At 72.6% G+C, this 25251-nt stretch carries 20 protein-coding genes, 4 tRNA genes, 1 other RNA gene and 1 pseudogene; 13 read left to right on the top strand and 13 right to left on the bottom strand.

Going from position 1 to position 25251, the window contains the following annotated elements; translation table 11 throughout:
• Window positions 1–41 precede the first annotated feature (41 nt).
• Window positions 42–1559, bottom strand: coding sequence for an amidophosphoribosyltransferase (purF, locus tag KO717_RS19325; protein ID WP_301369317.1), 1518 nt, complete (start codon window positions 1557–1559; stop codon window positions 42–44).
• A 122-nt stretch (window positions 1560–1681) separates the two neighbouring features.
• Here purF and KO717_RS37355 point away from each other — a divergent pair, with 122 nt between their 5' ends.
• The 3 genes from KO717_RS37355 to KO717_RS19315 all read left to right on the top strand — a co-directional run bounded on the left by KO717_RS37355 (window position 1682) and on the right by KO717_RS19315 (window position 3998).
• Window positions 1682–1804 (top strand): putative leader peptide, encoded by a 123-nt coding sequence (locus tag KO717_RS37355; RefSeq protein WP_351150916.1) that lies wholly within the window; start codon window positions 1682–1684, stop codon window positions 1802–1804.
• A 117-nt stretch (window positions 1805–1921) separates the two neighbouring features.
• Window positions 1922–3385 carry a sulfatase-like hydrolase/transferase gene (locus tag KO717_RS19320; protein ID WP_301369315.1) on the top strand — a complete coding sequence of 488 codons (1464 nt, stop codon included), beginning with the start codon at window positions 1922–1924 and terminating at the stop codon, window positions 3383–3385.
• A gap of 19 nt (window positions 3386–3404) precedes the next feature.
• Complete coding sequence (locus KO717_RS19315; protein WP_301369313.1) at window positions 3405–3998, top strand: HIT family protein; 594 nt, start codon at window positions 3405–3407, stop codon at window positions 3996–3998.
• 1 nt (window position 3999) lies between these two features.
• Here KO717_RS19315 and KO717_RS19310 read toward each other — a convergent pair whose 3' ends face one another.
• From KO717_RS19310 to purS, 5 genes are all read right to left on the bottom strand, one after another.
• Window positions 4000–4806, bottom strand: coding sequence for an META domain-containing protein (locus tag KO717_RS19310; protein WP_301369312.1), 807 nt, complete (start codon window positions 4804–4806; stop codon window positions 4000–4002).
• Window positions 4807–4856: 50 nt separating this feature from the next.
• Window positions 4857–5648, bottom strand: a complete 792-nt coding sequence (locus KO717_RS19305) for a maleylpyruvate isomerase family mycothiol-dependent enzyme (protein WP_301369310.1) — start codon at window positions 5646–5648, stop codon at window positions 4857–4859.
• Window positions 5649–5739: 91 nt separating this feature from the next.
• Window positions 5740–7989, bottom strand: coding sequence for a phosphoribosylformylglycinamidine synthase subunit PurL (gene purL / locus KO717_RS19300; protein ID WP_301369308.1), 2250 nt, complete (start codon window positions 7987–7989; stop codon window positions 5740–5742).
• Window positions 7986–8666: a phosphoribosylformylglycinamidine synthase subunit PurQ gene (gene purQ / locus KO717_RS19295; RefSeq protein WP_030768819.1), complete on the bottom strand. Its 681-nt coding sequence runs from the start codon at window positions 8664–8666 to the stop codon at window positions 7986–7988. Before purQ ends, purL begins: the two co-directional genes overlap by 4 nt.
• 2 nt (window positions 8667–8668) lie before the next feature.
• Window positions 8669–8914 carry a phosphoribosylformylglycinamidine synthase subunit PurS gene (gene purS, locus KO717_RS19290; protein WP_030009438.1) on the bottom strand — a complete coding sequence of 82 codons (246 nt, stop codon included), beginning with the start codon at window positions 8912–8914 and terminating at the stop codon, window positions 8669–8671.
• 327 nt (window positions 8915–9241) lie between these two features.
• Between purS and KO717_RS19285 the strand changes: the two genes are divergently transcribed.
• The 8 genes from KO717_RS19285 to KO717_RS19250 all read left to right on the top strand — a co-directional run bounded on the left by KO717_RS19285 (window position 9242) and on the right by KO717_RS19250 (window position 13705).
• A complete protein-coding gene (locus tag KO717_RS19285; RefSeq protein ID WP_301369297.1) occupies window positions 9242–9559 on the top strand; it encodes a histone-like nucleoid-structuring protein Lsr2 in 318 nt (105 codons plus the stop codon).
• Between the two features lie 88 nt (window positions 9560–9647).
• Window positions 9648–9719, top strand: a tRNA-Gly gene (locus KO717_RS19280).
• A gap of 74 nt (window positions 9720–9793) precedes the next feature.
• Window positions 9794–9866: transfer RNA gene (locus KO717_RS19275), tRNA-Gly, on the top strand.
• A gap of 158 nt (window positions 9867–10024) precedes the next feature.
• Window positions 10025–10972: an ABC transporter ATP-binding protein gene (locus KO717_RS19270; RefSeq protein WP_301369295.1), complete on the top strand. Its 948-nt coding sequence runs from the start codon at window positions 10025–10027 to the stop codon at window positions 10970–10972.
• A complete protein-coding gene (locus tag KO717_RS19265) occupies window positions 10969–11730 on the top strand; it encodes an ABC transporter permease (protein ID WP_301369294.1) in 762 nt (253 codons plus the stop codon). Before KO717_RS19270 ends, KO717_RS19265 begins: the two co-directional genes overlap by 4 nt.
• A 22-nt stretch (window positions 11731–11752) precedes the next feature.
• Window positions 11753–13000, top strand: coding sequence for a sensor histidine kinase (locus KO717_RS19260; RefSeq protein ID WP_301369293.1), 1248 nt, complete (start codon window positions 11753–11755; stop codon window positions 12998–13000).
• Entirely contained in the window at window positions 12997–13608 is a 612-nt protein-coding gene (locus KO717_RS19255) for a response regulator transcription factor (RefSeq protein ID WP_030009443.1), read from the top strand. Before KO717_RS19260 ends, KO717_RS19255 begins: the two co-directional genes overlap by 4 nt.
• A 24-nt stretch (window positions 13609–13632) precedes the next feature.
• A tRNA-Gly gene (locus KO717_RS19250) sits at window positions 13633–13705 on the top strand.
• Between the two features lie 58 nt (window positions 13706–13763).
• Here KO717_RS19250 and KO717_RS19245 read toward each other — a convergent pair.
• The 6 genes from KO717_RS19245 to ffs form a co-directional block, all read right to left on the bottom strand.
• Window positions 13764–14669, bottom strand: a complete 906-nt coding sequence (locus tag KO717_RS19245) for a phosphoribosylaminoimidazolesuccinocarboxamide synthase (protein WP_301369290.1) — start codon at window positions 14667–14669, stop codon at window positions 13764–13766.
• Between the two features lie 209 nt (window positions 14670–14878).
• On the bottom strand, window positions 14879–16366 hold the full coding sequence (locus KO717_RS19240; RefSeq protein ID WP_301369289.1) for a N,N-dimethylformamidase beta subunit family domain-containing protein: 1488 nt from the start codon (window positions 16364–16366) through the stop codon (window positions 14879–14881).
• 240 nt (window positions 16367–16606) lie between these two features.
• Complete coding sequence (locus KO717_RS19235; RefSeq protein WP_301369287.1) at window positions 16607–18394, bottom strand: hypothetical protein; 1788 nt, start codon at window positions 18392–18394, stop codon at window positions 16607–16609.
• A gap of 309 nt (window positions 18395–18703) precedes the next feature.
• A complete protein-coding gene (gene purD, locus KO717_RS19230) occupies window positions 18704–19957 on the bottom strand; it encodes a phosphoribosylamine--glycine ligase (RefSeq protein WP_301369285.1) in 1254 nt (417 codons plus the stop codon).
• 60 nt (window positions 19958–20017) lie between these two features.
• Complete coding sequence (locus KO717_RS19225) at window positions 20018–22195, bottom strand: DNA polymerase III subunit gamma and tau (protein WP_301369283.1); 2178 nt, start codon at window positions 22193–22195, stop codon at window positions 20018–20020.
• A gap of 77 nt (window positions 22196–22272) precedes the next feature.
• An RNA gene (gene ffs, locus KO717_RS19220) (signal recognition particle sRNA small type) lies at window positions 22273–22371 on the bottom strand.
• Between the two features lie 107 nt (window positions 22372–22478).
• Here ffs and KO717_RS19215 point away from each other — a divergent pair.
• Both KO717_RS19215 and KO717_RS19210 read left to right on the top strand, forming a co-directional pair.
• Window positions 22479–22566 (top strand) — tRNA-Ser (locus KO717_RS19215).
• A gap of 132 nt (window positions 22567–22698) precedes the next feature.
• On the top strand, window positions 22699–24198 hold the full coding sequence (locus KO717_RS19210) for an MFS transporter (protein ID WP_301369281.1): 1500 nt from the start codon (window positions 22699–22701) through the stop codon (window positions 24196–24198).
• A gap of 134 nt (window positions 24199–24332) precedes the next feature.
• On the opposite strand, the pseudogene KO717_RS19205 reads toward KO717_RS19210, so the two are convergent.
• Window positions 24333–25238: pseudogene (locus tag KO717_RS19205) on the bottom strand (hydroxyacid dehydrogenase); the annotation flags it as partial.
• Window positions 25239–25251: the final 13 nt, after the last annotated feature.

Below are 25251 nucleotides of genomic sequence, written 5' to 3'. Positions count from 1 at the left end.
AGAAGCCTCAAAGACAGGGCCCGGCGCAGGTTGAGCCAGGGCTACGGGCGGCGGAGCGCGTCGGCGGCGTCCGTGCCGCCCGCGAGCTCGGACTCCAGCAGCTGCTTGCCCAGGAGCTGCGGGTCGGGCAGCTCCATCGGGTACTCGCCGTCGAAGCAGGCACGGCAGAGGTTGGGCTTCTGGATCGTGGTCGCCTCGACCATCGCGTCGAGCGAGATGTACGAGAGCGAGTCCGCACCCAGGGAAGTGGCGATCTCCTCGACCGTCATGCCGTTGGCGATCAGCTCGGCCCGGGTGGCGAAGTCGATGCCGAAGAAGCACGGCCACTTCACCGGCGGCGAGGAGATCCGGATGTGGACCTCCGCCGCGCCGGCCTCGCGGAGCATCTTGACCAGGGCGCGCTGGGTGTTGCCGCGGACGATCGAGTCGTCGACGACCACCAGGCGCTTGCCCCGGATGACTTCCTTGAGGGGGTTGAGCTTGAGCCGGATGCCGAGCTGGCGGATCGTCTGCGAGGGCTGGATGAAGGTCCGGCCCACGTAGGCGTTCTTGACCAGGCCGGATCCGTACGGGATCCCGCTGGCTTCGGCGTATCCGACGGCGGCGGGCGTGCCGGATTCCGGCGTCGCTATCACCAGATCGGCGTCGACCGGGGCTTCCTTGGCCAGGCGCCGGCCCATCTCGACACGCGAGAGGTAGACGTTCCGGCCGGCGATGTCGGTGTCCGGGCGCGCCAGGTAGACGTACTCGAAGACACAGCCCTTGGGCTTCGCTTCCGCGAATCGAGAGGTGCGCAGACCGTTCTCGTCGATCGCGATGAGCTCGCCCGGCTCGACCTCGCGGACGAAGCTGGCGCCGCAGATGTCGAGGGCGGCGGTCTCACTCGCGACCACCCAGCCGCGCTCCAGGCGGCCGAGGACCAGCGGGCGGATGCCCTGCGGGTCACGGGCGGTGTAGAGGGTCCCCTCGTCCATGAAGACGAGGGAGAAGGCGCCCTTGACCTGAGGCAGGACCTTGGCGGCCGACTCCTCGATGGTCAGGGGCTTGCCCTCGTCGTCGGTCTGACCGGCGAGCAGGGCGGTGACGAGGTCGGTGTCATTGGTGGCGGCCACCTGGGTGGCACGGCCGTCCTGACGGGGGAGGTCGGCGACCATCTCGGCAAGCTCGGCGGTGTTCACCAGGTTGCCGTTGTGACCCAGGGCAATGGAGCCGTGGGCGGTCGCACGGAAGGTCGGCTGGGCGTTCTCCCAGACGGAGGCCCCGGTGGTCGAATAGCGGGCGTGACCGACCGCGATATGACCTTGGAGCGAGCCGAGAGAGGTTTCGTCGAAGACTTGGGAAACGAGTCCCATGTCCTTGAAGACGAGGATCTGGGAACCGTTGCTCACAGCGATTCCCGCGGACTCTTGTCCACGGTGCTGCAGGGCATACAGTCCGAAGTAGGTGAGCTTGGCGACCTCTTCACCCGGAGCCCAGACACCGAAGACGCCGCAAGCGTCCTGGGGGCCCTTTTCGCCGGGGAGCAGGTCGTGGTTGAGTCGTCCATCACCACGAGGCACGCTCCCGAGTGTAGGCGAGATCGACCACTGGTCCGAATTGGGGACGGCCGGGAAATGTCACAGCACAGAGGGTGACCGATCCATTCCGTCTCGGCATCCGGAATGCCCTTGTTGACAGGCGCATGGGCATTCGTACAGGCTCTCGCCCCATGCAGCCTCTCGGTGACCGAACCGTCACCCTCGTCGAGCGCCGGCACGTGGACCTTGTCCGTGTCGCGAGCGCCATCTGTCGCTGTTCTGCGTAGTCACACGCCGCTTTCCGTTCTTTTCCTTTCCTGATCCCTGCCCGAGCCTGCCCTGCCGTGCCGCGCGCCGTCCCGCGCCGCCCGGGGCGGGCCGGCGGGCCATGCCTTGGAGTACCTGTGACCTCGTACGAACCCAACCTGTCCCGGCGCGCCTTCGGCGGCGCGGTCGGCGTGAGCGCGGCCGCCGCGGCGGTGGGGCTGGGCGCCTCCCCGGCCGCCGCCTCCCCGGCCGCCGCCTCCCCGGCCGCCGCCTCCCCGGCCGCCGGGGACGGGCAGAACGCGCCGCAGGAGCGGGAGTTCCGGGCCGGGCGGCCCCGGTCGTCCCGCCGGCCGAACATCCTGTTCATCCTCGGCGACGACCTGGGCTGGGCCGACCTGTCCTCGTACGGCTCCCCGCACATCAAGACCCCGAACCTGGACCGCCTCGCCCGCCAGGGCGTCCGGTTCACCGACGCCTACTCGGGCTCCGCGACCTGCTCGCCGACCCGGTTCAGCCTGTACACCGGGCGCTACCCGGCCCGTACCAAGGGCGGGCTGGCCGAGCCGATCGCCGACAGGTCGGCCGGCCTGGACCCGACCCACCCGACGCTGGCCTCGCTGCTGAAGTCGGCCGGCTACTCCACCGCGCTGATCGGCAAGTGGCACGCGGGCTACCTGCCCGACCACAGCCCGACCAGGTCCGGCTGGGACGAGTTCTTCGGCAACTTCGGCGGCGCGCTGGAGTACTACTCCAAGCTGGGCCTGGGCGGGGAGTACGACCTCTACGAGGGCGACGCCGAGTACAAGGACCTGCGCTACTACACCCGGATCATCACCGAGCGGGCGAGCGAGTACGTCTCGCGCGACCACCACGGCAAGCCGTGGCTGCTGAACCTCAACTTCACCACCCCGCACTGGCCGTGGATCGCCGACGGGGACACCGAACAGAGCGCCGAGATCGTCCGCCGGATCAAGGCCGGCGACGGGCGCGCCCTGTGGCACCAGGACGGCGGCTCGGTCGAGAAGTACAAGGAGATGGTCGAGGACCTCGACCGCTCGGTCGGCGAGGTGCTGAAGGCACTGCGGCGCTCCGGCCAGGAGGAGGACACCCTCGTCGTCTTCTCCAGCGACAACGGCGGCGAGCGCTTCTCGTACAACTGGCCGCTGTCCGGCAACAAGGCCTCCCTCCAGGAGGGCGGGATCCGCGTGCCGAACATCGCGCGTTGGCCCGCCCGGCTGGACGGCGGGCAGGTCAGCCACGTCCCGGTGTTCAGCCCGGACTGGACGGCGACGCTGCTGGAGGTCGCCGGGGCCCGCCCGCACCCGGCCTACCCGCTGGACGGGGTGAGCCTGGCCGGGTACCTGCTGCGCGGCGAGAAGGCCGCCGAGCGGGACCTGTTCTGGCGGGTCCGGGGCGAGCGGGCGCTGCGCCGCGGGGACTGGAAGTACTACCGCGGCAAGGCGGGCAGGGACCAGCTGTTCAACCTGGCCGGGGACGTCCGCGAGCAGGCCGACAAGGCCGCCGTGGAACCGGCCCGGCTGGCGCAGCTGCGGGCGGCCTGGGAGAAGGTGGACGCCCAGCTCCTCCCGTACCCGGCCTGACCGATGCCATGATCACCGCATGACCGAACCCAGTGAGTACGTACGCCGGTTGCCCGTCGGAGAGCCCATACCCTTCGCCTCCGACGGCGTCGCCCTGTGGGAGACCTTCCCCTTCGAGGGCGAGCTCGGCATCAGGCCCCTGGAGCCGCCGGTCCTCCCCGAGCCGCCGCGCAACGGGGAGGACGGCCCGGAGGGCTGCGAGGTGTGCGTCCTGCCCGACTCCGCCTTCCTGTGGACCGACGAGCACTGGCGGCTGCGGGGGATCCACTCCTCCATGCCCGCGATCGTGCAGCTCGTCCCGCGCGTCCACCGCGACCTGACGGACCTGCCGCCCGAGCGGGCGGCGGAGCTCGGTCCGATGCTGCAGCGGATCGAGCGGGCGGTGCGCGAGCTGGGCGGGATCGCCCGGGTCCACGTCGCAAAGTACGGGGACGGGGCCGCCCACCTGCACCTGTTCCAGTTCGCCCGGCCGGAGGGCATGCTCCAGCTGCGCGGCTCCAACCTGCCGCTGTGGGACGACGTGCTGCCGCGGATCCCCGACGAGGCGTGGGCCGGATCGGCGCGCACCATCGCCGCCGCCATGGCGAAGGACGGCGGCACGGCGCACGTGTGAGTCACTCGGCGGCGGAGGCCGCCTTCGCGGTCAGGCCCTTGCCGTCGGGGGCGGTGAGGGTGAGGGTCCGGCCCTCCGCCTTCGCGGTGAGCGGGCCGCTGCCGAACAGCTGGGTCAGCGTCCGCTCGAGCTCGCCGACCGCTCCCTCGCAGGCCATCCGGGTCGAGGTGAGCGGCCCGAAGGTGACCGTGGAGCCCTCCACGGTGGCCTGGGCGCTGAACCGGTTGCAGCCGAGGCTGCCGCTCACGGTGAGGTCCGGGGCGATGGTGAACCGTGCCTTCCCGGCCGCCTCGGCGGGCAGGGAGGCCGCGGTCCCACCGCTGACCAGGGACTCCACGGTCCACTCGGTCGTGGTGAGCGGGGCGTCCGTGACCGCGGGCGCCGCGGTCATGGCGATGGTGTTCCCGTCCGCGGTCTTCAGGGTGAGCCGGTCCGGTCCCCGGTCGATCGTCAGCCTGCCCTGGAACAGCTTGGCGAAGGCCGTCTCGAACTCCATGTCCGCGCAGGCCATGGTGGTCGAGGCGCCGGGCGTGACGGTCACCGCGGAGGTACCGGCGAAGGCCGCCACCGCGGTGAAGCCGTTGCAGCCGTAGTTGCCCTTGACCTCGTTCCTGCCGATGTCGAGGTGGGCGGTCTCGGGCGCGTGCAGGGTGCGGCCGCCCGTGGTCAGGGACTCGACGGCCCAGGAGCCCATGGGGTCGGGCAGCCGGGCGCCGCGGCCGTCCTCGGCCTCGCCGCATCCGGCGAGGGCGAGCGTGAGGGCCAGGGCCAGGCCCGCGGAGGCGGGGACGTGCCGGAAGGTACGCATGCCCCTGGGACGGACCGGACGCCGCGAAGGTTCCACCATGGCCGTTCCCCTCAGCTCATCAGCGGGAGCAGCGCCGAGAGATCGGCCCGCTCGCCACTGGCCCGTACGTGCGCCCCGTCGAGGGCCTCGGCCCATCCCGTACGGCCGGTCGCGAGCCGGATCCAGGTCAGCGGGTCGGTCTCCACCACGTTCGGCGGGGTGCCGCGGGTGTGCCGCGGGCCCTCGATGCACTGGACCACCGCGAAGGGCGGGACGCGGACCTCGACCGAGCCGCCCGGCGCCTTGAGGGCGAGGGCGTCGGCGAGCAGCCGGGTGCAGGCGGCCAGGGCCTGCCGGTCGATCGGGATGTCCAGTGCGGCGGCCCGGTTCAGGTCGTCGGTGTGGACCACCAGCTCCACGGTCCGGGTGACCAGGAAGTCGGCCAGGGTCATGTCCCCGATCCACAGGTCCAGCACGCGCTCGCCCGGATGCGCCGCGAGGGCCTGCGCCATCCGGGCGGCCGCCCGGTCGTACAGCTCGGGCAGCGGGGCCCCGGTCAGGGTCTCCCGGGCCGCTTCGGAGATCACCCCGGCGAGGGAGGCGGTGGCGAAGGGCCACTCGACCGCCGACAGCTCGGGGACGGCGGCGGGCGGCCGGGCCAGGCCGGTGGCCAGCGAGTCGGCGATCCAGGCGATGTGCCCGGCGAGTTCGGCAACGCTCCAGTCGCCGAGCCCGCTGGGCCGCGCCAGCTGCTCGGGCCCCAACTCCCCGACGGCCCGGCACACATGCGCGAACTGCGCGGTGACGGCCGTACGGATCTTCGCGGGGTCGTAGGTACGCGGCTTCTTCCCTCGGGGCGGCATGCCCCGACCCTACTCGGGCCGCCGGTTCCGCCGACGACACGAGCCCCCGGCCGCGGAATGCGGTCGGGGGCTCGTGGCCGAGGCGGTGCGATCAGGCCAGCAGGGCCGGGATCGTCGTCTCGTGGGCCTCGCGGAGCTCGGCCAGGGGGAGGGTGAACTCGCCCTGGATCTCGATCTCCTCGCCGTCCACCACGCCGATGCGGGTGACCGGCAGGCCGCGCGCACCGCACATGTCGGTGAAGCGGAGCTCCTCGCTGCGCGGGACGGCCACGATGGCCCGGCCCGCGGACTCGGAGAACAGGAAGGTGAAGGCGTCCAGGCCCTCGGGCACCACGATCCGGGCACCGTTGCCGCCGCGCAGGCAGGACTCGGTGAGCGCCTGGATCACGCCGCCGTCGGACAGGTCGTGCGCGGCGTCGATCATGCCGTCGCGCGAGGCGGAGATCAGGATCTCGCCGAGCAGCTTCTCGCGGCCCAGGTCCACCTTCGGCGGCATGCCGCCGAGGTGGTCGTGGACCACCTGCGACCAGGCCGAACCGCCGAACTCCTCGGCCGTGTCGCCCAGCAGGTACAGCAGCTGGCCGGCCTCCTTGAAGGCCATCGGCGTACGGCGGTTGACGTCGTCGATCACACCGAGGACCGCCACGACCGGGGTCGGGTGGATCGCGATGTCGCCCGTCTGGTTGTAGAGCGAGACGTTGCCGCCGGTCACCGGGGTACCCAGCTCCAGGCAGCCGTCCGCCAGACCGCGGCAGGCCTCGGCGAACTGCCACATGACGTCCGGGTCCTCGGGGGAACCGAAGTTCAGGCAGTCGGAGATGGCGAGCGGCTTGGCGCCGGTCGCCGCCACGTTGCGGTACGACTCCGCCAGCGCCAGCTGCGCGCCCGTGTACGGGTCGAGCTTGGCGAAGCGGCCGTTTCCGTCGGTGGCCATGGCCACGCCGAGGTTGGACTCCTCGTCGATGCGGACCATGCCCGCGTCCTCGGGCTGCGAGAGGACGGTGTTGCCCTGGACGAAGCGGTCGTACTGGTCGGTGACCCACGACTTCGACGCCTGGTTCGGGGAGGAGACCAGCGCGAGGACCTGCGCGCGCAGCTCCTCGGAGGTCTGCGGACGCGGCAGCTTGCCGGCGTCGTCCGCCTGGAGCGCGTCCTGCCAGGAGGGGCGCGCGTAGGGGCGGTTGTAGACGGGGCCCTCGTGGGCGACGGTGCCCGGGGGCACGTCCACGATCTGCTCGCCGTGCCAGAAGATCTCCAGGCGCTCGCCCTCGGTCACCTCACCGATGACGGTGGCGATGACGTCCCACTTCTCGCAGATCTCCATGAAGCGGTCGACGTGCTGCGGCTCGACGATCGCGCACATGCGCTCCTGCGACTCGCTCATGAGGATTTCCTCGGGCGAGAGCGTCGCGTCGCGCAGCGGCACGGTGTCCAGCTCGACCCGCATGCCGCCGGAACCGGCGGAGGCGAGCTCGGAGGTCGCGCAGGAGAGCCCGGCGCCGCCGAGGTCCTGGATGCCCGCGACCAGCTTCTCCTTGAAGATCTCCAGGGTGCACTCGATGAGGAGCTTCTCCTGGAAGGGGTCGCCGACCTGGACGGCGGGGCGCTTGGTGGGCTTGGTGTCGTCGAAGGTCTCGGACGCGAGGACCGAGACGCCGCCGATGCCGTCGCCGCCGGTGCGGGCACCGTAGAGGATGACCTTGTTGCCGGGGCCGGAGGCCTGGGCGAGGTGGATGTCCTCGTGCTTCATCACGCCGATGCAGCCGGCGTTGACCAGCGGGTTGCCCTGGTAGCAGGCGTCGAAGACGACCTCGCCGCCGATGTTGGGCAGGCCCAGGCAGTTGCCGTAGCCGCCGATGCCCGCGACGACGCCGGGCAGGACGCGCCGGGTGTCGGGGTGGTCGGCCGCGCCGAAGCGCAGCGGGTCCACGACCGCGACCGGGCGGGCACCCATCGCGAGGATGTCGCGGACGATGCCGCCGATGCCGGTGGCCGCGCCCTGGTAGGGCTCGATGTAGCTCGGGTGGTTGTGCGACTCGACCTTGAAGGTGACCGCGTAGCCCTGGCCGACGTCGACGACGCCGGCGTTCTCGCCGATGCCGACGAGCATGGCGTCGTTCTGGGGGGCCTTCTCACCGAACTGCTTCAGGTGGACCTTGCTGCTCTTGTACGAGCAGTGCTCGGACCACATGACCGAGTACATGGCGAGCTCGGCGCCCGTGGGGCGGCGGCCGAGGATCTCCCGGATCCGGGCGTACTCGTCCTCCTTGAGGCCGAGCTCCTTCCAGGGCTGGGAGGCGTCCGGGGTTTCGGTGGCGTTCTTGACGGTGTCGAGGCTCATGCGCTGACCAGCTTCTTCAGGACCGAGGTGAAGAACGGGAGGCCGTCGGTGCGGCCCGTCCCGATCAGCGGCTCGACCGCGTGCTCGGGGTGCGGCATGAGGCCGACGACGTTGCCCGCGGCGTTGGTGATGCCGGCGATGTCGCGCAGCGAACCGTTCGGGTTGCCGTCCAGGTAGCGGAAGGCCACTCGGCCTTCGGCCTCCAGTTCGTCGAGCGTGCGCTCGTCGGCGGTGTAGCGGCCGTCCATGTTCTTGAGCGGTACGGAGATCTCCTGGCCGGCGGTGTAGTCGCCGGTCCACGCGGTCTCCGCGTTCTCCACCCGCAGCTTCTGGTCGCGGCAGATGAAGTGCAGGTGGTTGTTCCGGAGCATCGCCCCCGGCAGCAGGTGGGCCTCGGTGAGGACCTGGAAGCCGTTGCAGATGCCCAGGACGGGCATGCCGCCCTTGGCCTGCTCGATGATGGTCTCCATCACCGGCGAGAAACGGGAGATGGCCCCGGCGCGCAGGTAGTCCCCGTAGGAGAAGCCGCCCGCGAGGACGACCGCGTCGACCTGGTGCAGGTCCTTGTCGCGGTGCCACAGCGAGACCGGCTCGGCCCCCGCGAGGCGGACGGCGCGCAGCGAGTCACGGTCGTCGAGCGTTCCGGGGAACGTGACGACTCCGATGCGAGTGGTCACCGTCAGGCCTCGACCTTCACGGTGAAGTCTTCGATGACGGTGTTGGCGAGGAACGTTTCGGCCATCTTGTGGATGCGGTCGAGGGCGGCCTGGTCGACCGGTCCCTCCACCTCGAGCTCGAAGCGCTTCCCCTGACGGACGTCGGCGATCCCTTCGAAGCCCAGGCGCGGCAGTGCACGCTGCACCGCCTGGCCCTGGGGGTCGAGGATCTCCGGCTTGAGCATGACGTCGACTACGACGCGTGCCATCGGGCACTCCCGTGTGGTGGTTGGTGCGAAGGCGGTTCCATCAGCGTACCCGGCAGAAATTTCTACGCGGGTAGATATCCCGGGGGCGTGATCACCGGGCCGTTTCGGCTTCACCAACGCTTCGCAAAATCCGCCGGAAAACCACGCGCCCGGCATTGCGGCGGGACACGCGGAGAGAATTAACTGGGCTTCGCAATGCAATGGGAATCGAGGTACAAAGGAATCACTCCGGATTCCGGATGAAAGTTGCATTGCCCCGAAACATCCACACAGGCGACATCGCCCCACGTCAGCAGGTGGCGACGTCGCACGAAGGGACCGATATCCGTGGCGCAGCGCGTAGTAGTCACGCTCTCCGACGACATCGATGGCGGGGAAGCGGCGGAAACGGTCGTGTTCGCTCTGGACGGAAAGTCCTACGAGATCGACCTCAATGTGGCGAACGCAAAGAAACTGCGGAAGGGCCTCGCCCCCTTCGTGGCCGCCGGCCGCCGCCAGTCGCGCTCGGGGAAGGCCTTCAAGCACACCGCCGTCGCCCCGGACCCGGCGGTCGTCCGCGCCTGGGCCCGGTCGAACCAGTTCGACGTGCCGCCGCGCGGGCGCATCCCGAAGAAGATCTACGAGGCCTACAACGCAGCCCACTGAGCGTCGATTTGCCATGCACCCCCATCCGTCGGCTAGTGTGTGGATCACGCCGAGGGGCCAGACCGCAGGTCAAAGCCTCCGAGGTCGTGCGGGTGTAGTTCAGTAGCAGAACATCCCTCTTCCAGAGGGAAGGCGCAGTGTGCGATCCCTGTCACCCGCTCTGCATCACTTCCGGACCACTGCTGTGGATCGGGTAGAGTGATGCACGCATCGCCTCGCGGCAATGCAGTGCATGCGGACGTAGCTCAGTTGGTAGAGCACCACCTTGCCAAGGTGGATGTCGCGCGTTCGAGTCGCGTCGTCCGCTCTGTATGCAGAAGGCCCCGATCATTGCGATCGGGGCCTTCTTCGTGTTTCCCCCGACTTCGCCACCCGGGCCCGGGGCGCGGGCCTGCTGACAAATGTCATCGGCGGCGGTGACAGCGCGCACTGCCGACCGGGCTCCGGCGCCGCGAGCCTTGGAACATGACTGAGACCGTGATCGAAGCCGAGGGCCTGCGCCGCGGCTACGCAGGGGGATTCGAGGCCGTACGGGGCGTCTCCTTCTCCGTGGCCCGGGGCGAGATCTTCGCCCTGCTCGGCACCAACGGGGCGGGCAAGACCTCCACCGTCGAACTGCTGGAGGGGCTGGCCGCGCCGAGCGAGGGCCGGGTGCGCGTCTTCGGGCTCGACCCGTACACGCGGCGCGGCGAGGTCCGTCCGCGCACCGGGGTCATGCTCCAGGAGGGCGGCTTCCCCTCCGACCTGACGGTGACCGAGACCGTCCGGATGTGGGGCGGGGTCACCACCGGCGCCCGCCCGGCGGCGGAGGTGCTGGAACTGGTCGGCCTGGCCGCGCGGTCCTCCGTACGCGTCAAGCAGCTGTCCGGCGGGGAACGGCGGCGCCTGGACCTGGCGCTGGCCCTGCTCGGCCGGCCCGAGGTGCTCTTCCTGGACGAACCCACCACCGGCATGGACCCGGAGGGCCGCCGGGACACCTGGGCGCTGGTCCGGGAGCTGCGGGCGCAGGGCACCACGGTGCTGCTGACCACGCACTACCTGGAGGAGGCCGAGGAGCTCGCGGACCGGCTCGCCATCCTCCACGAGGGCGAACTCGTCCTCTCCGGCACTCCGGCCGAGGTGACCGCCACCCGGCCGGCCCGGATCCGCTTCACCCTGCCGGCCGGGGTGCCGGCGGCCAGGCTCCCGCTGGGGCTGCGCGCGGCGGCCCACGGCCGGCGCGTGGAGATCCGTACCGAACGCCTCCAGGCCGACCTGGCCGAACTGCTGGACTGGGCCCGGGAGGGCGGCGTGGAACTGGCCGGGCTCGACGCCCGGTCCGCCTCCCTGGAGGAGGCGTTCCTGGAGATCGCGGAGGACCGGCGCACCGCCGGCTGCCGCACCGAGGACGACGCGAAGGCGGGGACCCGATGACCATGCTCACCCTGAACCCCGGCCGGCTCACCGCGCTCGGCCGCTCGGAGCTCACCCTGCTGGTGCGCAACCGGGCGGCGCTCAGCCTGGCCGTCCTGATGCCCCTGCTGATGGTGTTCGTCCTGCGCTCCTCTCTGAGCGGGGCCGAGGGCGCCGAGGCGGTCGGCGTGGCCACCCTCACGGGCGGGATCGGCATGGTGCTGATCCTCGTCGTCCACATGAACCTGGTGTCCGCCTACGTCGCCCGGCGCGAGGAGCTCGTCCTCAAGCGGCTCCGTACCGGTGAGGCGACCGACATGGAGATCCTCGCCGGGACCGCCCTGCCCGCCGCCGTCCTGGCGCTCGGGCAGATCGTCGTCCTCGCCGTGGCCGGAGCGGCCGTCCTGGACGTGCCCATGCCGCGCAACCCCTTGCTGCTCGTGGTGGCCGTCCTCGCCGGCATCGTGGTGCTGGCCGGGCTGTCCGCGCTGACCAGTTCCGTCACCCGCACCGTGGAGACGGCGGGCCTCACCACGCTGCCGCTGTTCCTGGCGACCGCGCTCGGCTCGGGGCTCTTCCTCCCGGCCGACTCGCTGCCGGACGTGGTGGCCTCGCTGTGCGAACTGCTGCCGCTGAGCGGCGTGATGACCCTGGTACGGGCCGGGTGGAGCGGCGCGGGGGACGCGGACCTGGTGGGGGCCTCCCTGGTCACGCTGGCCTGGACGGTCAACTCCGTGTTTGCTGTTCCGCGGTGGTTCCGCTGGGAACCGCGCCGGTAGAGCGAGTCGGGGGACGGGAACCGTGTCGAAGATGACGGGGTGGTGGAAGAACCGCAGCAGTGCGGGGAAGGTCGAGCTGTACACGCGGTGGTCGTTCCACCTGTTCGTGCTCATCGAAATCACGTCGTTCGGACTGCCGGCGTTGGGCGCCGCCGCCGAGGACCCCTCCGACCTGGCGCTGCCCCTCTCGCTCTTCCTGCTGCTGTGCGCCCATGCGGTGCTGTGCGGGGTGCTCGCCTCCAAGGCGCTCACCTGGGTGGCGGGGCGGCGCGAACGCCCCACCCGGTCGGCGGTGACCACCGCCTCCCTGACGGCCGCGGCCGTCCTGGGAATCCTCGCCCTGAAGGCGGCCGGGAAGATCGACGAGCCGGCGCTGGCTCCGATGCTGGTGCTGGGGCTCACCTGTTTCACGACCGGATCGCTGGTGCTCTGCATGCGATCGGTGCGGACCATGCGGTACGTCGCCCCCGTCGCGGCGACCGGGACGGGGGTGACGGTGCTCGCCCTGGGCCTCCCGGCCGCACATGCTCTGGGGTACTTCCTCGGGGTGCTGCTGTGCTGCCTGTTCTTCACCGCCACCAGCGGGTTCTCGGCCTGGCTGCTGAGGACCGTCCACGAGCTCGACCAGGCCCGCGAGGTGCAGTCACGCCTCGCGGTGGCGGAGGAGCGCCTGCGGTTCGGCCGCGACCTGCACGACGTGATGGGCCGCAACCTGGCGGTGATCGCGCTCAAGAGCGAGCTGGCGATACAGCTGGCCCGGCGCGAACGGCCCGAAGCGGTGGAGCAGATGATCGAGGTGCAGCGGATCGCCCAGGAGTCCCAGCGGGAGGTACGGGACGTGGTGCGGGGCTACCGGGAGGCGGACCTCTCGGTGGAACTGGAAGGCGCGCGCGGGGTGCTCAGCGCGGCCGGAATGGACTGCCGCGTGGACTTCCGGGCCGCGCGGGGCAGGGAGCTGCCGGCCGAGGTCCAGTCGGCCCTCGGCTGGGTGGTGCGGGAGGCGACGACGAACATCCTGCGGCACGGGGACGCGCACCGCTGCCTGATCCGGCTGACCGCCGCGGAGACGGGCTCCGTGACGCTGGTGGTGGAGAACGACGGGGCGCCCGAGACCCCGGCCGGGCCGCCGGGCTCGGGGCTGGCCGGGCTGCGGGAACGACTCGCGGCCCTGGACGGGACGTTGCAGGCGGGGCCGGTCGGCGACGGCCGCTTCCGGCTGCTGGCACAGATCCCGGACCGACGACTGCAAGAACTGGAGGTGCGGGCGTGAGCCCCGTACGCGTACTGCTCGCCGACGACGAGCATCTGATCCGGGGCGCGTTGGCGGCGCTGCTCGCGCTGGAGGACGACCTCCTCGTCGTCGCGGAGGCGGCCTCGGGCCCCGAGGCGCTGGCGATGGCGCGGGCCCACCGGCCGGACGTGGCGGTGCTGGACCTGCAGATGCCGGGGGCGGACGGTGTGAGTGTCGCCACATCGCTGCGGGCCGAACTGCCCGGCTGCAAGACCATGATCGTGACCAGTCACGGCCGTCCCGGGCACCTGAAGAGGGCACTGGCGGCGGGGGTGCGGGCCTTCGCCCCGAAGACCGTTTCGGCACAGCGGCTGGCCGAGCTGATCCGCACCGTGCACGCCGGAGGCCGTTATGTGGACCCGGAGTTGGCGGCCGACGCGATCAGCGCGGGGGACTCGCCGCTGACCGCGCGGGAGGCGGAAGTGCTCGAACTCGCGGCGGACGGGGCACCGATCGCGGAGATCGCGGAGCGAGCCTCGCTGTCGCAGGGGACGGTACGCAACTACCTGTCCTCGGCGGCGACGAAGCTGGGCGCGGAGAACCGGCACACGGCAGTGCGTCTCGCACGCGAGCGAGGTTGGGTATAGTAGTTCTCGCGTTACGGCGCACCTGCGGACATAGCTCAGTTGGTAGAGCACCACCTTGCCAAGGTGGATGTCGCGCGTTCGAGTCGCGTTGTCCGCTCTGTAACGAAGAAGCCCCCCGGTCCTCGGACCGGGGGGCTTCTCTCGTCCCTGCGTCTCTACGACCAGGACTGGCCGGTGAGGCGCTCGAAGGCCTCGATGTACTTGGCGCTGGTCCGGGCGACGACCTCCGCCGGGAGGGCCGGCGGCGGGAGCTCGCCCTTGCGGTCCCAGCCGGACTCGGGGGAGGTCAGCCAGTCGCGGACGTACTGCTTGTCGAAGGAGGGCTGCGAGCGGCCCGGCTCCCACTGGTCGGCCGGCCAGAAGCGGGAGGAGTCCGGGGTCAGCACCTCGTCGGCGGCGACCAGGGTGCCGTCCTTCGGGTCGAAACCGAACTCGAACTTGGTGTCCGCCAGGATGATCCCGCGCTCGCGCGCGATCTCCCGGGCGCGGGTGTACACGGCGAGGGTGGTCTGGCGCAGCAGCGCCGCCGTCTCGGCGCCGGCGGTGCGCGCGACCTCCTCGTAGGAGACGTTCTCGTCGTGCTCGCCGACGGCGGCCTTGGCGGCCGGGGTGAAGATCGGGGCGGGCAGCTCGGAGCCGTCCACGAGCCCCTCGGGGAGGGCCAGCCCGCAGACCGTGCGGGTCTGGTCGTACTCGACGAGGCCGGAGCCGGTGAGGTAGCCGCGGGCCACGCACTCGACCGGGACCATGTCGAGGTTCTTGCAGATCAGGGTGCGGCCGGCCCAGTCGGCGGGGGCGCCGGCGGGCAGGTCGGTGGAGATGACGTGGTTCGGGACGAGGTCCGCGAGCTGGTCGAACCACCACAGGGAGAGCTGCGTCAGGACGCGGCCCTTGTCCGGGATCTCGGTGGGCAGCACCCAGTCGAAGGCGGACATGCGGTCGCTGGCGACCATGACGAGGCGGCCGTCCTCGTCACGGTAGAGGTCGCGCACCTTGCCGGTGTGGAGGTGGACGAGGCCCGGAACCTGAACCGGCTCGGGCTTTTCGACGAATCCGGACACGGGGTCTCCCTGTGGTTCTGTATGAAGCGCACCCCGATTCTCGCGCACCGGTGTCCCCTCCCGTGGACAGGGGTCCGCGCCGCGGGCCGTTCGCGGCGTCGGTCGCGGGCCGTCGCGGGGCCGGTCGCGGGCCGTCGCGGGGCCGGTCGCGGGCCGTCGCGGGGCCGGTCGCGGGCCGTCGCGGGGCCGGTCGCGGGCCGGTCGCAGGGTCAGTCGTGCTTGCAGATCCGGTCGAGGAGATTGGCCGTGGCCCGCTGCACGCGCTCGTCGACGTGGCCGGGGCGGTCGAGTGCCGGGGACCAGGCGAAGGTGCCGGAGGCGAAGACCAGCGCGCCGCTGGGCGCCCGGTAGAGGGAGGTCTCCTGGTGGCGGCGGTGGCCCTCGCTGTCGAGGTACGGGGAGTGCGCCAGCAGGATCCGGTCCTGGTGCTCGGGGAGCTGGGTGCGCGGGAAATAGCGGTCGGCCTCACCCGCGACCAGGCCGGGCAGCTCGTCGTTCTCGCCCGCGCCGGTGGAGTCCCAGAGCCAGTGGGTGGCGTTGCGCACGATCAGGGGCGCGGGTTCGGGGACCCGGCCCGCGTACTGGATGCCGAGCAGCTGCTGCTCCGGGCGGTCGACCTCGCGCCACAGGCTGGGGCGGCCCGGGCCGCGCCGTTTTCGGCAGGTGAGGAGCCGGTCGTCGACCCCGGAGGGCGACGGGCCGAGCTCGACCTGCCAGTACATGGTGTTGGCGGAGAGGAAGACGAGCGAGGTGCCGTGCCGGCGGGCGCGCTCGACGGTGCGGCGCATGGGGGCCGACCAGTACTCGTCGTGGCCGGGGAAGACCAGGCCGCGGTAGCGGGTGGGGTCCACCCGGCCGGCGTGCAGGTCGCGGGTGTCGGCGTAGGCGATGTCGTAGCCGTAGCGCTCGGCCCAGCGGATGAAGTCGTAGGCGTGGCCGACGTGCAGGGGCAGGCCCGCGCCCGCGTAGGGGCGGTCGAAGGACACGGTGACGGCGGCGTCCTGCTCGCCGAGCAGCCGGCCCTCCTCGTCCCAGGCGTGGTAGAGGCTGGCGCCGCTGCGGCCGTCCTCCGGATACAGGTTGTAGGCCTGCCAGGTGATGTCGGGGAGCAGGAGCAGGAGGTCGGCGGGGTGGTCGTCGCGGACCGTGAAGGGGATGTGCGAGCGGTAGCCGTCGGCGGTGGTGAGCACGGCGACGTACGCGCCGACGCTCCAGTAGGAGGGGACCTGGAGGCGCCAGGACAGCCACCAGTGGTGGCAGGAGACGGTGCGGTCGGCGGCGAGCGGGGCCGGCTGGACGATGCCGGAGAGCCGGGGGCTAGTGGTGATCTTGGAGGCTCCGTCGCCGCCGTAGTGGCCGATCCGGTAGACGTCCACGGAGAACTGCTGGGGCGGGTCGACGGTGATGTGGAAGTCGATGGCCTCGCCGGGGGTGACGGCGCCGGTGGACGCGAAGCCCTTGATCTGGCGGTGCACGTCGTCGGCGGTGCGGGGACCGCCGTTGCCGCGGGCGCGGGGGATCTGGCCGGTGCCCGCCGCCGCGGCGGCCGGGTCCACGTACCAGGGCACGACCTGGCCGGTGTCGTCGAAGTACAGCTCACTGCCCCGGAACCAGGGCAGGGGGCCCTGTCCGAAGGGGTCGTTCACCGCGTGCGCGAGCGCACCTGACTCCCAACGCCGGATCTGGTCCGCACCCATGACCGCTCCCCTCCCTCGCTCCCCCGAACGGACGTACATCGCTTCGGCAGCCGGTTCCTGGGTGAGCTGAGGCGGTGTTTCTCGGCACCCGCTTCAGAGCATCCAGCCGCGACCGGTCCCAGCACATCACATAACGCACGCAGTCCGTCACTGTTCGTCGCGAATTGACGGGATCGGAACATCGACATCCGGTTGCCCGTACGGGCCGCAGCCCTCCCCGGGGGCCGTCCTCGACCCGCCTCAGACCAGGCGGACCGGCTTCTCCGGGCGGACGCCGAGGGCCGAGAGCCAGTCCCTCAGCGGCTCCGGGTTCCCCTCCTCGACCAGGCACAGCACGCGCGGCGCCAGGTCGGAGCGGCGGTCGCCGCCCACCAGCAGGACCGGCCCGTCGAGCCAGTCCAGCCCGGGGGTGGCCCCGGCCGAGTCCACGGCCGCGCAGCACACCATCGCCGTGACGTGGTCGGCCAGCAGGTCCCGGCCGCTGCGCGGCGGCTGGAGCGGGAACAGCGGGACGGCGTCCGCGCCACGGGCCTTCCCGGCCCCGGCAGCAGGTCCCGCGGCGCGCTCCTCGCGGGCCAGCTCCCCGGTGATCCGGCCGGCCAGCGCCTCGCCGGCCGCGCCCTCGCCGCCGAGGTCGGTGAGGTAGCCCAGCACCCGCTCCAGGGTGGGCCCGGCGAAGCCGTCCCCGGTGGGGGAGGGCGAGTCGGCGGCCGCGAGCGTGGCGGGGCCCGCCGCTCCGGCCGCTCCCGAGGCGCCCGAGGAGCCGGGGCGGGCCGCGGCCCCGGCGGAGCCGCTCGGGGCGGCGGGGGAGGCCTGAGCGGCCGGTGCGGGGGATCCCGCAGGGCCGGCGGGCAGCCCCGCCGGGACGGCCAGGGCGTCCAGCGCCGCGTGCAGGCGGGCCGCCTCCGTCCGCCACTTGCGGTCCACGACCTCCTCCGGGTACGCCGCCCAGTCCACCGGGGACCAGTCCGGACCTGCCTCGGCCGGACCTCCGTGGAAGAGCCGCGCGGCCAGCAGCGAGGTCGCCTCGTCGATCAGTCCGGGCTGCTCCAGCAGGTCGCAGGCGGGGCGCTCGCCCAGCCGCGAGGTGAACCCGTCGGCCAGCCGGTCCCGCCGGGACAGCTCGGTCAGCGCGGAGACCACCCCGGCGTCGAGGTGCGCCGGCCAGCGGCCCATCCGCCAGGCGGGCAGCGCGACCCGGGTCAGGAGCCGGTCCCAGCCCGCGTAGGCGAGGCCGACCTGTTCCTGGGCGACGATGCGCAGCCCGTAATCCACACCCTGTGCACGCTCCGAGGCGGCCGCGGCCACCCCGCGCTCCATCTCGGCGGCGTCCGTCCGGCACAGCCGCAGCAGCAGCCGGGCCGGCGGGGCGATCCAGCCGAGGCCGCGCCGGCCGCCCACGTCCACGGCCGCGTCCAGGCCGCGTACGAACCCGCGCGCGTCGGCTATGTCCGGGTGCGCGGAAGGGCCCGTACCGGCGACGACGGGCGCGAGGACCGCCCGTAGCTCCGCGACCCGCATCCACCACAGGAAGGGCGAGCCGATCACCAGCACCGGGGCGGCGCCCGGCTCGGACTCCGGCCCGGCGGGTCCGGGCGCGCCGCCGAAGACGCGGGCGGCGCCGCGGCGGTGGGCCGCGTGGCTGCGGTCCTCCAGCCAGCTGTCGCAGTCCGGCGTCAGGGCTATCGCGGAGGGCGGCGGCACGTCCATCCGGTCGGCCAGGTCCCGCACCAGCCGGTAGAGATCGGGCGCGGCGGCCTCCGAGAGCGGCACGGTCGGCGTCACGGCGGGGCTCGCCCGGAGCACCACCGCGGCGAAGGCGCCGCCGACGAGCAGCACGATCGCGGCGACCACGCACACGACGAGGGTCACCGTGGGCCAGGGGTCACCGGCCAGCCGGCCCGTCGCCCGGGCGGCCACCAGGACCACCGCGAGGGCGGCGGGCAGCAGCCCGACGGCCGAGGCCCTGCTGCGCACGCGCAGCACGGCCAGAGCGCGGGAACGCGCGGACGGTGTGCCCGCTTGCATGATCGAACCGGTTCCGGACACGGCCGGACCTCACCCCCTCTGCCCTGCGGCGACGTTGCTCACTCCCCCACTGTGACACCCGCCACTGACATCGCAATGCCGGTGGGCCAAGTGCCGGAATGCTTGGCATCGCACCCTAGTTGGGGCTTGCGCGGCCGTCAGGCAGACCGGGTGACGATCACCCGATGGAATGGCTTTGGGCAAAGGTGGATGCGTTCGAACGCGGCCGGATGCAGTCGCACGCGGACACGCCCGCGGGCCCGGGCGCACGAGGTGCACACCGGGCCCGCGGGTCTGCGGAGCCGCTGGTCAGCGGCCCTCGGCCGCCTTGGCCGCAATATCCGTACGGTGCTGCGAGCCGTCGAGACGGATGCGCGCGACCGCCTTATACGCCTTCTCGCGCGCCTGCGCCAGATCGGAACCGGTCGCCGTCACCGACAGCACCCGGCCGCCCGCGCTGACCACCGCGTCGCCCTCGCGCCGGGTCCCGGCGTGGAGCACGTAGGCGTCCGGCCCGTCCTCGGCGGCCACCTCGGCCAGACCTTCGATCGGGTCCCCGGTACGGGGGGTCTCGGGGTAGTTGTGGGAGGCGATGACCACCGTGACGGCCGCGTCCTCGCGCCAGACCAGCGGGGGCAGGGCGTCCAGGGTGCCGTTGGCGGCACCCAGCAGGACGCCCGCGAGGGGCGTGCGCAGCCGGGCCAGGACCACCTGGGTCTCGGGGTCGCCGAAGCGCGCGTTGAACTCGATGACCCGGGTGCCGCGGCCGGTGATCGCGAGGCCCGCGTAGAGCAGCCCGGAGAAGGGGGTGCCGCGGCGGCGGAGCTCGTCGACGGTCGGCTGGAGGACCAGCTCCATGACCTCGTCGACCAGCTTCGGGTCGGCCCAGGGCAGCGGGGAGTACGCGCCCATGCCGCCGGTGTTGGGGCCCTCGTCGCCGTCCAGGGCGCGCTTGAAGTCCTGCGCCGGCTGGAGCGGGACCACGGTGACGCCGTCGGTGATGGCGAAGAGGGAGACCTCGGGGCCGTCGAGGTACTCCTCGATGACCACCCGGTCGCAGCCCAGCGCGTGAGCGCGGGCGGCGGCCAGGTCCTCGGTGACCACGACGCCCTTGCCGGCGGCGAGGCCGTCGTCCTTGACGACGTACGGGGCGCCGAAGGCGTCGAGGGCCTCGTCCACCTCTTCGGGGGTGGTGCAGACGTAGCTGCGCGCGGTCGGGACCCCGGCCGCGGCCATCACGTCCTTGGCGAAGGCCTTGGAGCCTTCGAGCTGCGCCGCCTCGGCGGACGGGCCGAAGACGGGGATCCCGGCGGCGCGCACGGCGTCGGCGACGCCGGCGACCAGCGGGGCCTCCGGACCGACGACGACCAGCCCGGCTTCGAGTTCGGTGGCGAGAGCGGCCACGGCGCCGCCGTCGAGGGCGTCGACCGGGCGGAGCTCGGCCACCTCGGCGATGCCGGCGTTGCCGGGAGCGCAGTACAGCGCGGAGACGTCGGGGTCGAGGGACAGAGAGCGGCACAGGGCATGTTCGCGGGCGCCGCCGCCGATGACGAGGACCTTCACGCTGCTCAGACTAGCCCGGACGGCGCGGCCGCCTTCGTGCGGCCACCCAATCAGGACCGGTCACTCATTTGTGTATTCCTCCACAACGGTGGCTCCGAGCTCGCGCACGATCAGGTCGTGTCCGGTCAGCGCGCTCTCGACGAGGTCGGGATCGTCCTCCTCGGCGAAGTCGTCCTCGGGGGCGACCGGCGGGGGCGCCTGCTGCACGGGCGGCTGCGGGGCGGAAGCCGACTGCTGGGACGGCTGCTGCGGCGTGTACTGCGGGGCGGACGGGGCCTGCGGGGCGGGGGCCTGCTGCTGCGCCTGGGCCGGCGGCGGGCTGTAGGCGGGGGCGGGCGCGGCCGGGGCCCCGTACGAGCTGCCGTACGAGGAGGTCGGGACCGGGGCCGGTGCTCCGCCGCCCACGACGGCCTCGATCTTCCAGTTGACCTGGAACTGCTCGGACAGGACCGCCTTCAGGACGTCCTCGCTGCCGCTGCTGGCGAAGTTGTCGCGGGCTCCGGCATTGGGGAAGCCCAGCTGGAGGGTGGTCCCGTCGAATCCGGTGACCTGGGCGTTCTGGCTGAGCAGGATCCAGGTGAAACGACGGCGGTTCTTGACGGCCTCCAGCACGCCGGGCCACATCGCCTGCACCTGCCCGGCCCCGGCGGCCATGCCGGGGGAGGGCGCCGCGGCAGCGGCGGCCGGAGCGGGGGCGGCGGCCGGGGCGGCGGGCGCGGGAGCCGGGGCCGGGGCGGACGCGGCCGCGCCGGGCCAGGCACCCGCGGCGGGAGCCGGGGCGGCGGCCGGGGCCGTGGCGCCGGGCCAGGCACCGGGCGCGCCGCTTCCGGGCTGCGCGGCGCCGGGCCAGGCGCCGGGGGCGGGGGCGGCCGGGGCGGGAGCGGCAGCGGGCGCGGGGGCCGGGGCGGCCTGGACCGGCTCGGGAGCCTGCACCGGGGCGGGCGCGGGCACGGCGGCGCGTGCGGCGGCCGCACCCCCGCCGGGACCGGCGGGCGCCATGGCATGCGCCTCGGGCCCGGGCACGTAGCCCATGGCGGGCGCGGCGGCCGGCGGCGCGGCGAAAGCTGCGGCGGCGGGCGGGCCGCTGCGCTCCAGCCGGTCGAGCCGGGCCTGGAAGGACCGTTCGTCGTCGAAGGCGGCGGGCAGCAGCACCCGGGCGCAGATCAGCTCCAGCTGCAGCCGCGGCGAGGTCGCGCCCCGCATCTCGGTGAGGCCGGTGTTGACCAGGTCGGCGGCGCGCGACAGCTCGGCGGCCCCGAACACGGACGCCTGGGCCTGCATCCGCTCCACGACATCGGCGGGGGCGTCGATCAGCCCCTTCTCCCCGGCGTCCGGCACGGCGGCCAGGATCACCAGGTCGCGCAGCCGCTCCAGCAGGTCGGCGACGAACCGGCGCGGGTCGTTGCCCCGCTCGACGACCCGGTCGACGACCTCGAACGCGGCCGCCCCGTCCCCGGCCGCGAAGGCGTCGACGACGGAGTCGAGCAGCGAGCTGTCGGTGTAGCCGAGCAGCGAGGTGGCCATGGCATACGTCACACCGTCGTCGGCGGCGCCGGCGAGCAGCTGGTCCATGACGGACATCGAGTCACGTACGGACCCGGCGCCGGCGCGCACGACCAGCGGCAGCACGCCGTCCTCGACCTGGGCGCCCTCGCGCCCGCAGACCTCGCCCAGGTAGTCCCGCAGGGTGCCGGGCGGCACGAGCCGGAAGGGGTAGTGGTGCGTCCTGGACCGGATGGTCCCGATCACCTTCTCCGGCTCCGTGGTGGCGAAGATGAACTTGAGGTGCTCCGGCGGCTCCTCGACCACCTTCAGCAGGGCGTTGAAGCCCGCCGAGGTGACCATGTGGGCCTCGTCGATGATGTAGATCTTGTAGCGGCTGGACGCCGGCCCGAAGAAGGCCTTCTCGCGCAGGTCACGGGCGTCGTCCACACCACCGTGCGAGGCGGCGTCGATCTCGATGACGTCGATGGACCCCGGCCCGTTCCTGGCCAGGTCCTGGCAGGACTGGCACTCCCCGCAGGGGGTGGGGGTGGGACCCTGCTCACAGTTCAGGCACCGGGCGAGGATGCGCGCGCTGGTGGTCTTGCCGCAGCCGCGCGGCCCGCTGAACAGGTACGCGTGATTGACCCGGTTGTTGCGCAGGGCCTGCATCAGCGGGGCAGTGACATGCTCCTGCCCGATGACCTCGGCGAACGACTCGGGGCGGTAGCGGCGGTACAGCGCAAGGGACGACACGTATACGAGGTTATCCGGGCCCACCGACATCAGCGGCCCGCCGAAGCCCCTGGATGGCCTCCCGGACCCCGCCCGGAACGCAAAGCGCCCCCCACGCACCCGCCAGAGCCCACTTACCCTTGCTGCCTTCCGGCCCTGGGGGAGTTGGGTGAGATAGCGCCACGTGAGGGGCTGGCCCCACCCTAGCGGATGGAAGGCCCCGGAATCGAGCCGGACCCCGACCTGCTCTCCCCGTGACGATCACGTTCGCGAGCACCCCTCAACGTCTTGTATTGTTTGCGGCGGAGGATTCGCCTAGTGGCCTAGGGCGCACGCTTGGAAAGCGTGTTGGGGGCAACCCCTCACGAGTTCGAATCTCGTATCCTCCGCCAGTGCCTCACCGGGCACGATGTCGAAGAGCCCCGCTGCTTGCAGCGGGGCTCTTCGCGTTCCGCGGTCACGGAGCCCGCCGCCGCGTCCGTTCCCGGACTGCGAGGCGGCGAGGCCTGTGTGAATCTGCCGGTGTGGATGCCCAGGCAGATGACGCGGGACCCGGAGGCGCCGGCCGGCCGGCGCCCGTCGCCGTGCTGATCGCGACGTGTGTCTCGGCTCTCGTCGTCAACGCGAACACCTCGGCGGTGAGCATCCTGCTTCCGGCCATCAGCGCGGACACCGGCACGTCGCTGGAAATCCTGCAGTGGGCCGTCACCGGCTACTCCCTGGTGGGCGCGGCGGTGATCGTCACCTCGGGGGCCCTCGGCGACGTGTTCGGACGGCGGCTGGTCTTCCTGGGCGGCTTGGCACTGTTCATCGTCTCGTGCGTGCTCATCGCGCTCTCCGGCAGCGGGGGCGGGGTGATCGCGGGCCGGGCGATCCAGGGGGCGGCGGGGGCCACGATCCTGGCGTGCGGAATGAGCCTGCTGTCCGTGTCCACCTCGGGAGCGGGGCAGGTACGGGCCGTGACGCTGTGGGGCGGTGCGTCGGCGGTGGGGGCCGCGGCCGGGCCGCTGCTCGGCGGTCTGCTGGTGGACGGCACGGGATGGCAGGGCCTGTTCTGGATCGACGCGGGAGTGGCGCTCGCCTGCGTACCGGTCACGTTGAAGGGTGTCGCCGAATCCCGCGATCCGGATCGCAGTCGCTCGATCGACTTCGCGGGGACCGTGCTGATCGCCGCCGTGCTGGCCCCGGCGCTGCTCGCACTCAGCGAGGGGGCCGCATGGGGCTGGACGTCGGCTGCGGTGCTGGGATGCTTCGCGCTGGCGGCGGTGTCGTGCGTGGCGTTCGTCGCGGTGGAGCGGCGGGTCGAAGCACCGCTGGTCGACCTGCGGCTGCTGAAGGAGCGCGTACTGATCGGGGCGACGATCGGGATCCTGCTGAGCGCGGGTGTGATCAACGGTCTGATGTATCTGGTCAGCCTCTACTTCCAGAACCCCGCCACGCTCGCGCTCAGCCCGTTCGAGGCGGGCCTGGCCACGCTGCCCGCGACGGTGGGGCTGATCGCGGTCACTCCGCTCGTGCCCCGGATGGTCCAGCGGCTGGGCATCGGCCCCCTGATCGCCCTCGGCTTCGCGGCGGCGACGGCCGGCTGCGCGCTGCTGTCGTTCGTCCAGGGCGACTGGCGGTACGCGGCGTTCGTCCTGCCGCTCGTGCTCATGGCCGCAGGTCTGGGACTCGTCAACGGGCCCGCGAGTTCGGCGTCCACGTCGTCGGTGTCCGCCGACGACGTGGGAGCGGCCTCGGGCATTTCGAACATGGCGCGATACATCGGCGCGGCAGCGTTCACGGCGGCCGTCGCGACGGTCAACGCGACGGTGGGAGAGTCGCGGCGCTCGGAAGGGGACGGGGCGGCGGACGCTCTGGCCGCCGGCCTGTCCGCCGCGTGCCTGCTGCTCGCGATCGCGTGCGGGCTGGGCATGCTGCTGTCGGCGCTGGCGGTCCGCGCCCGCAGACGCCGGGTCGGGCCGGGCGCCTACGGAGCGGCCGCGGCGTCGCACGCTCACACCGTCCCCGTCGAAGGACGGTGACCGTGCGAGCGCCGGGAACGGGCCGACCGCGGCGCCGCCTCCCCTCATGCGCCGCCCTCCTCACGCGCCGTCCTCCTCACGCGCCGTCCTCCTCACGCGCCGTCCGGCCCCCCGGCGGCCGTCGGCCCGGGCAGGAGCGCCGCCAGTGCGGCAAGGGCGACCGTCACTCCCGCCCGGTCCTGCGCTTCCGTGGTGCCGGCGCCCAGGTGCGGCGTGACCGTGACGTTCTCCAGGCCGAACAGCGGTGACCCGGTGCACGGTTCACGGCTGAAGACGTCCAGGGCGGCGCCGGCGATGCGCCCCGAGCTCAGCGCGGAATACAGCGCGTCCTCGTCGACGATGCCTCCCCGGGCGACGTTGACGACGAGCGCCGTGGGCTTCATCCGCCCCAGCTCGGCCTGCCCGATCAGACCGGTGGTCTCCGGGGTCTTCGGTAGATGGACGGTGACGACGTCGGCACGGTGCAGCAGGTCGTCCAGGGACATGAGCTTGATCCCGTCCGGGGAAGCCCCCTGCCGGTACGGATCGTGGGCGACTATGTCCATGCCGAACGCCGCCATCCGCTCGGCGACGAGGGTGCCGATGCGGCCCAGGCCGATGACACCGAGCGTCTTGCCGGACAGCTCGAAGCCCGTATGGCGGCTGCGGCTCCAGTCGCCCTGCTTCAGGGCGGTCCCGGCCGGGACGATGTTGCGCGCGGCGGCCATGATCAGCGCACAGGTCAGCTCGGCGGCGGACACCACGTTCGCGGTGGGGGCGTTGGTCACCGCGATGCCGCGCCGCTCGGCCTCCCGGACGTCGACGTTGTCCAGTCCGACGCCGGCCCGGCCGATGAACGTGAGGCGCTCGGCGCACCCGATGACCTCGGCGTCCACGGTCGTGGCGCTGCGGACGAGCAGCGCGTCCGCGTCACGGACGGCGGCCAGCAGGGCGGGCCGGTCCGTGCCGTCGCACCGGCGGACCTCGACGTCGCGGCCGAGGGCTTCCAGTGCGGCGGGAGAGAGCGGGTCGGCGACGAGCACGATGGGTTTGGCGTTCACAGGGGTTCCTTGA

Source organism: Streptomyces xanthophaeus (assembly GCF_030440515.1).
GTDB lineage: Bacteria > Actinomycetota > Actinomycetes > Streptomycetales > Streptomycetaceae > Streptomyces > Streptomyces kutzneri.
The sequence above is the reverse complement of the archived record's forward strand: the minus strand, read 5'-3'. Positions and strand labels throughout refer to the sequence as shown.

What these genes read in the sequence shown, in the direction of transcription:
- purL (WP_301369308.1), bottom strand. Translation starts at nt 7,989, where the DNA reads ATGAGCCTCGACACCGTCAAGAACGCCACCGAAACCCCGGACGCCTCC.
- KO717_RS19305 (WP_301369310.1), bottom strand. Translation starts at nt 5,648, where the DNA reads ATGCCGCCCCGAGGGAAGAAGCCGCGTACCTACGACCCCGCGAAGATC.
- KO717_RS19315 (WP_301369313.1), top strand. Translation starts at nt 3,405, where the DNA reads ATGACCGAACCCAGTGAGTACGTACGCCGGTTGCCCGTCGGAGAGCCC.
- purS (WP_030009438.1), bottom strand. Translation starts at nt 8,914, where the DNA reads ATGGCACGCGTCGTAGTCGACGTCATGCTCAAGCCGGAGATCCTCGAC.
- KO717_RS19270 (WP_301369295.1), top strand. Translation starts at nt 10,025, where the DNA reads ATGACTGAGACCGTGATCGAAGCCGAGGGCCTGCGCCGCGGCTACGCA.
- KO717_RS19235 (WP_301369287.1), bottom strand. Translation starts at nt 18,394, where the DNA reads ATGCAAGCGGGCACACCGTCCGCGCGTTCCCGCGCTCTGGCCGTGCTG.
- KO717_RS19310 (WP_301369312.1), bottom strand. Translation starts at nt 4,806, where the DNA reads ATGCGTACCTTCCGGCACGTCCCCGCCTCCGCGGGCCTGGCCCTGGCC.
- KO717_RS19265 (WP_301369294.1), top strand. Translation starts at nt 10,969, where the DNA reads ATGACCATGCTCACCCTGAACCCCGGCCGGCTCACCGCGCTCGGCCGC.
- KO717_RS37355 (WP_351150916.1), top strand. Translation starts at nt 1,682, where the DNA reads ATGGGCATTCGTACAGGCTCTCGCCCCATGCAGCCTCTCGGTGACCGA.
- KO717_RS19240 (WP_301369289.1), bottom strand. Translation starts at nt 16,366, where the DNA reads ATGGGTGCGGACCAGATCCGGCGTTGGGAGTCAGGTGCGCTCGCGCAC.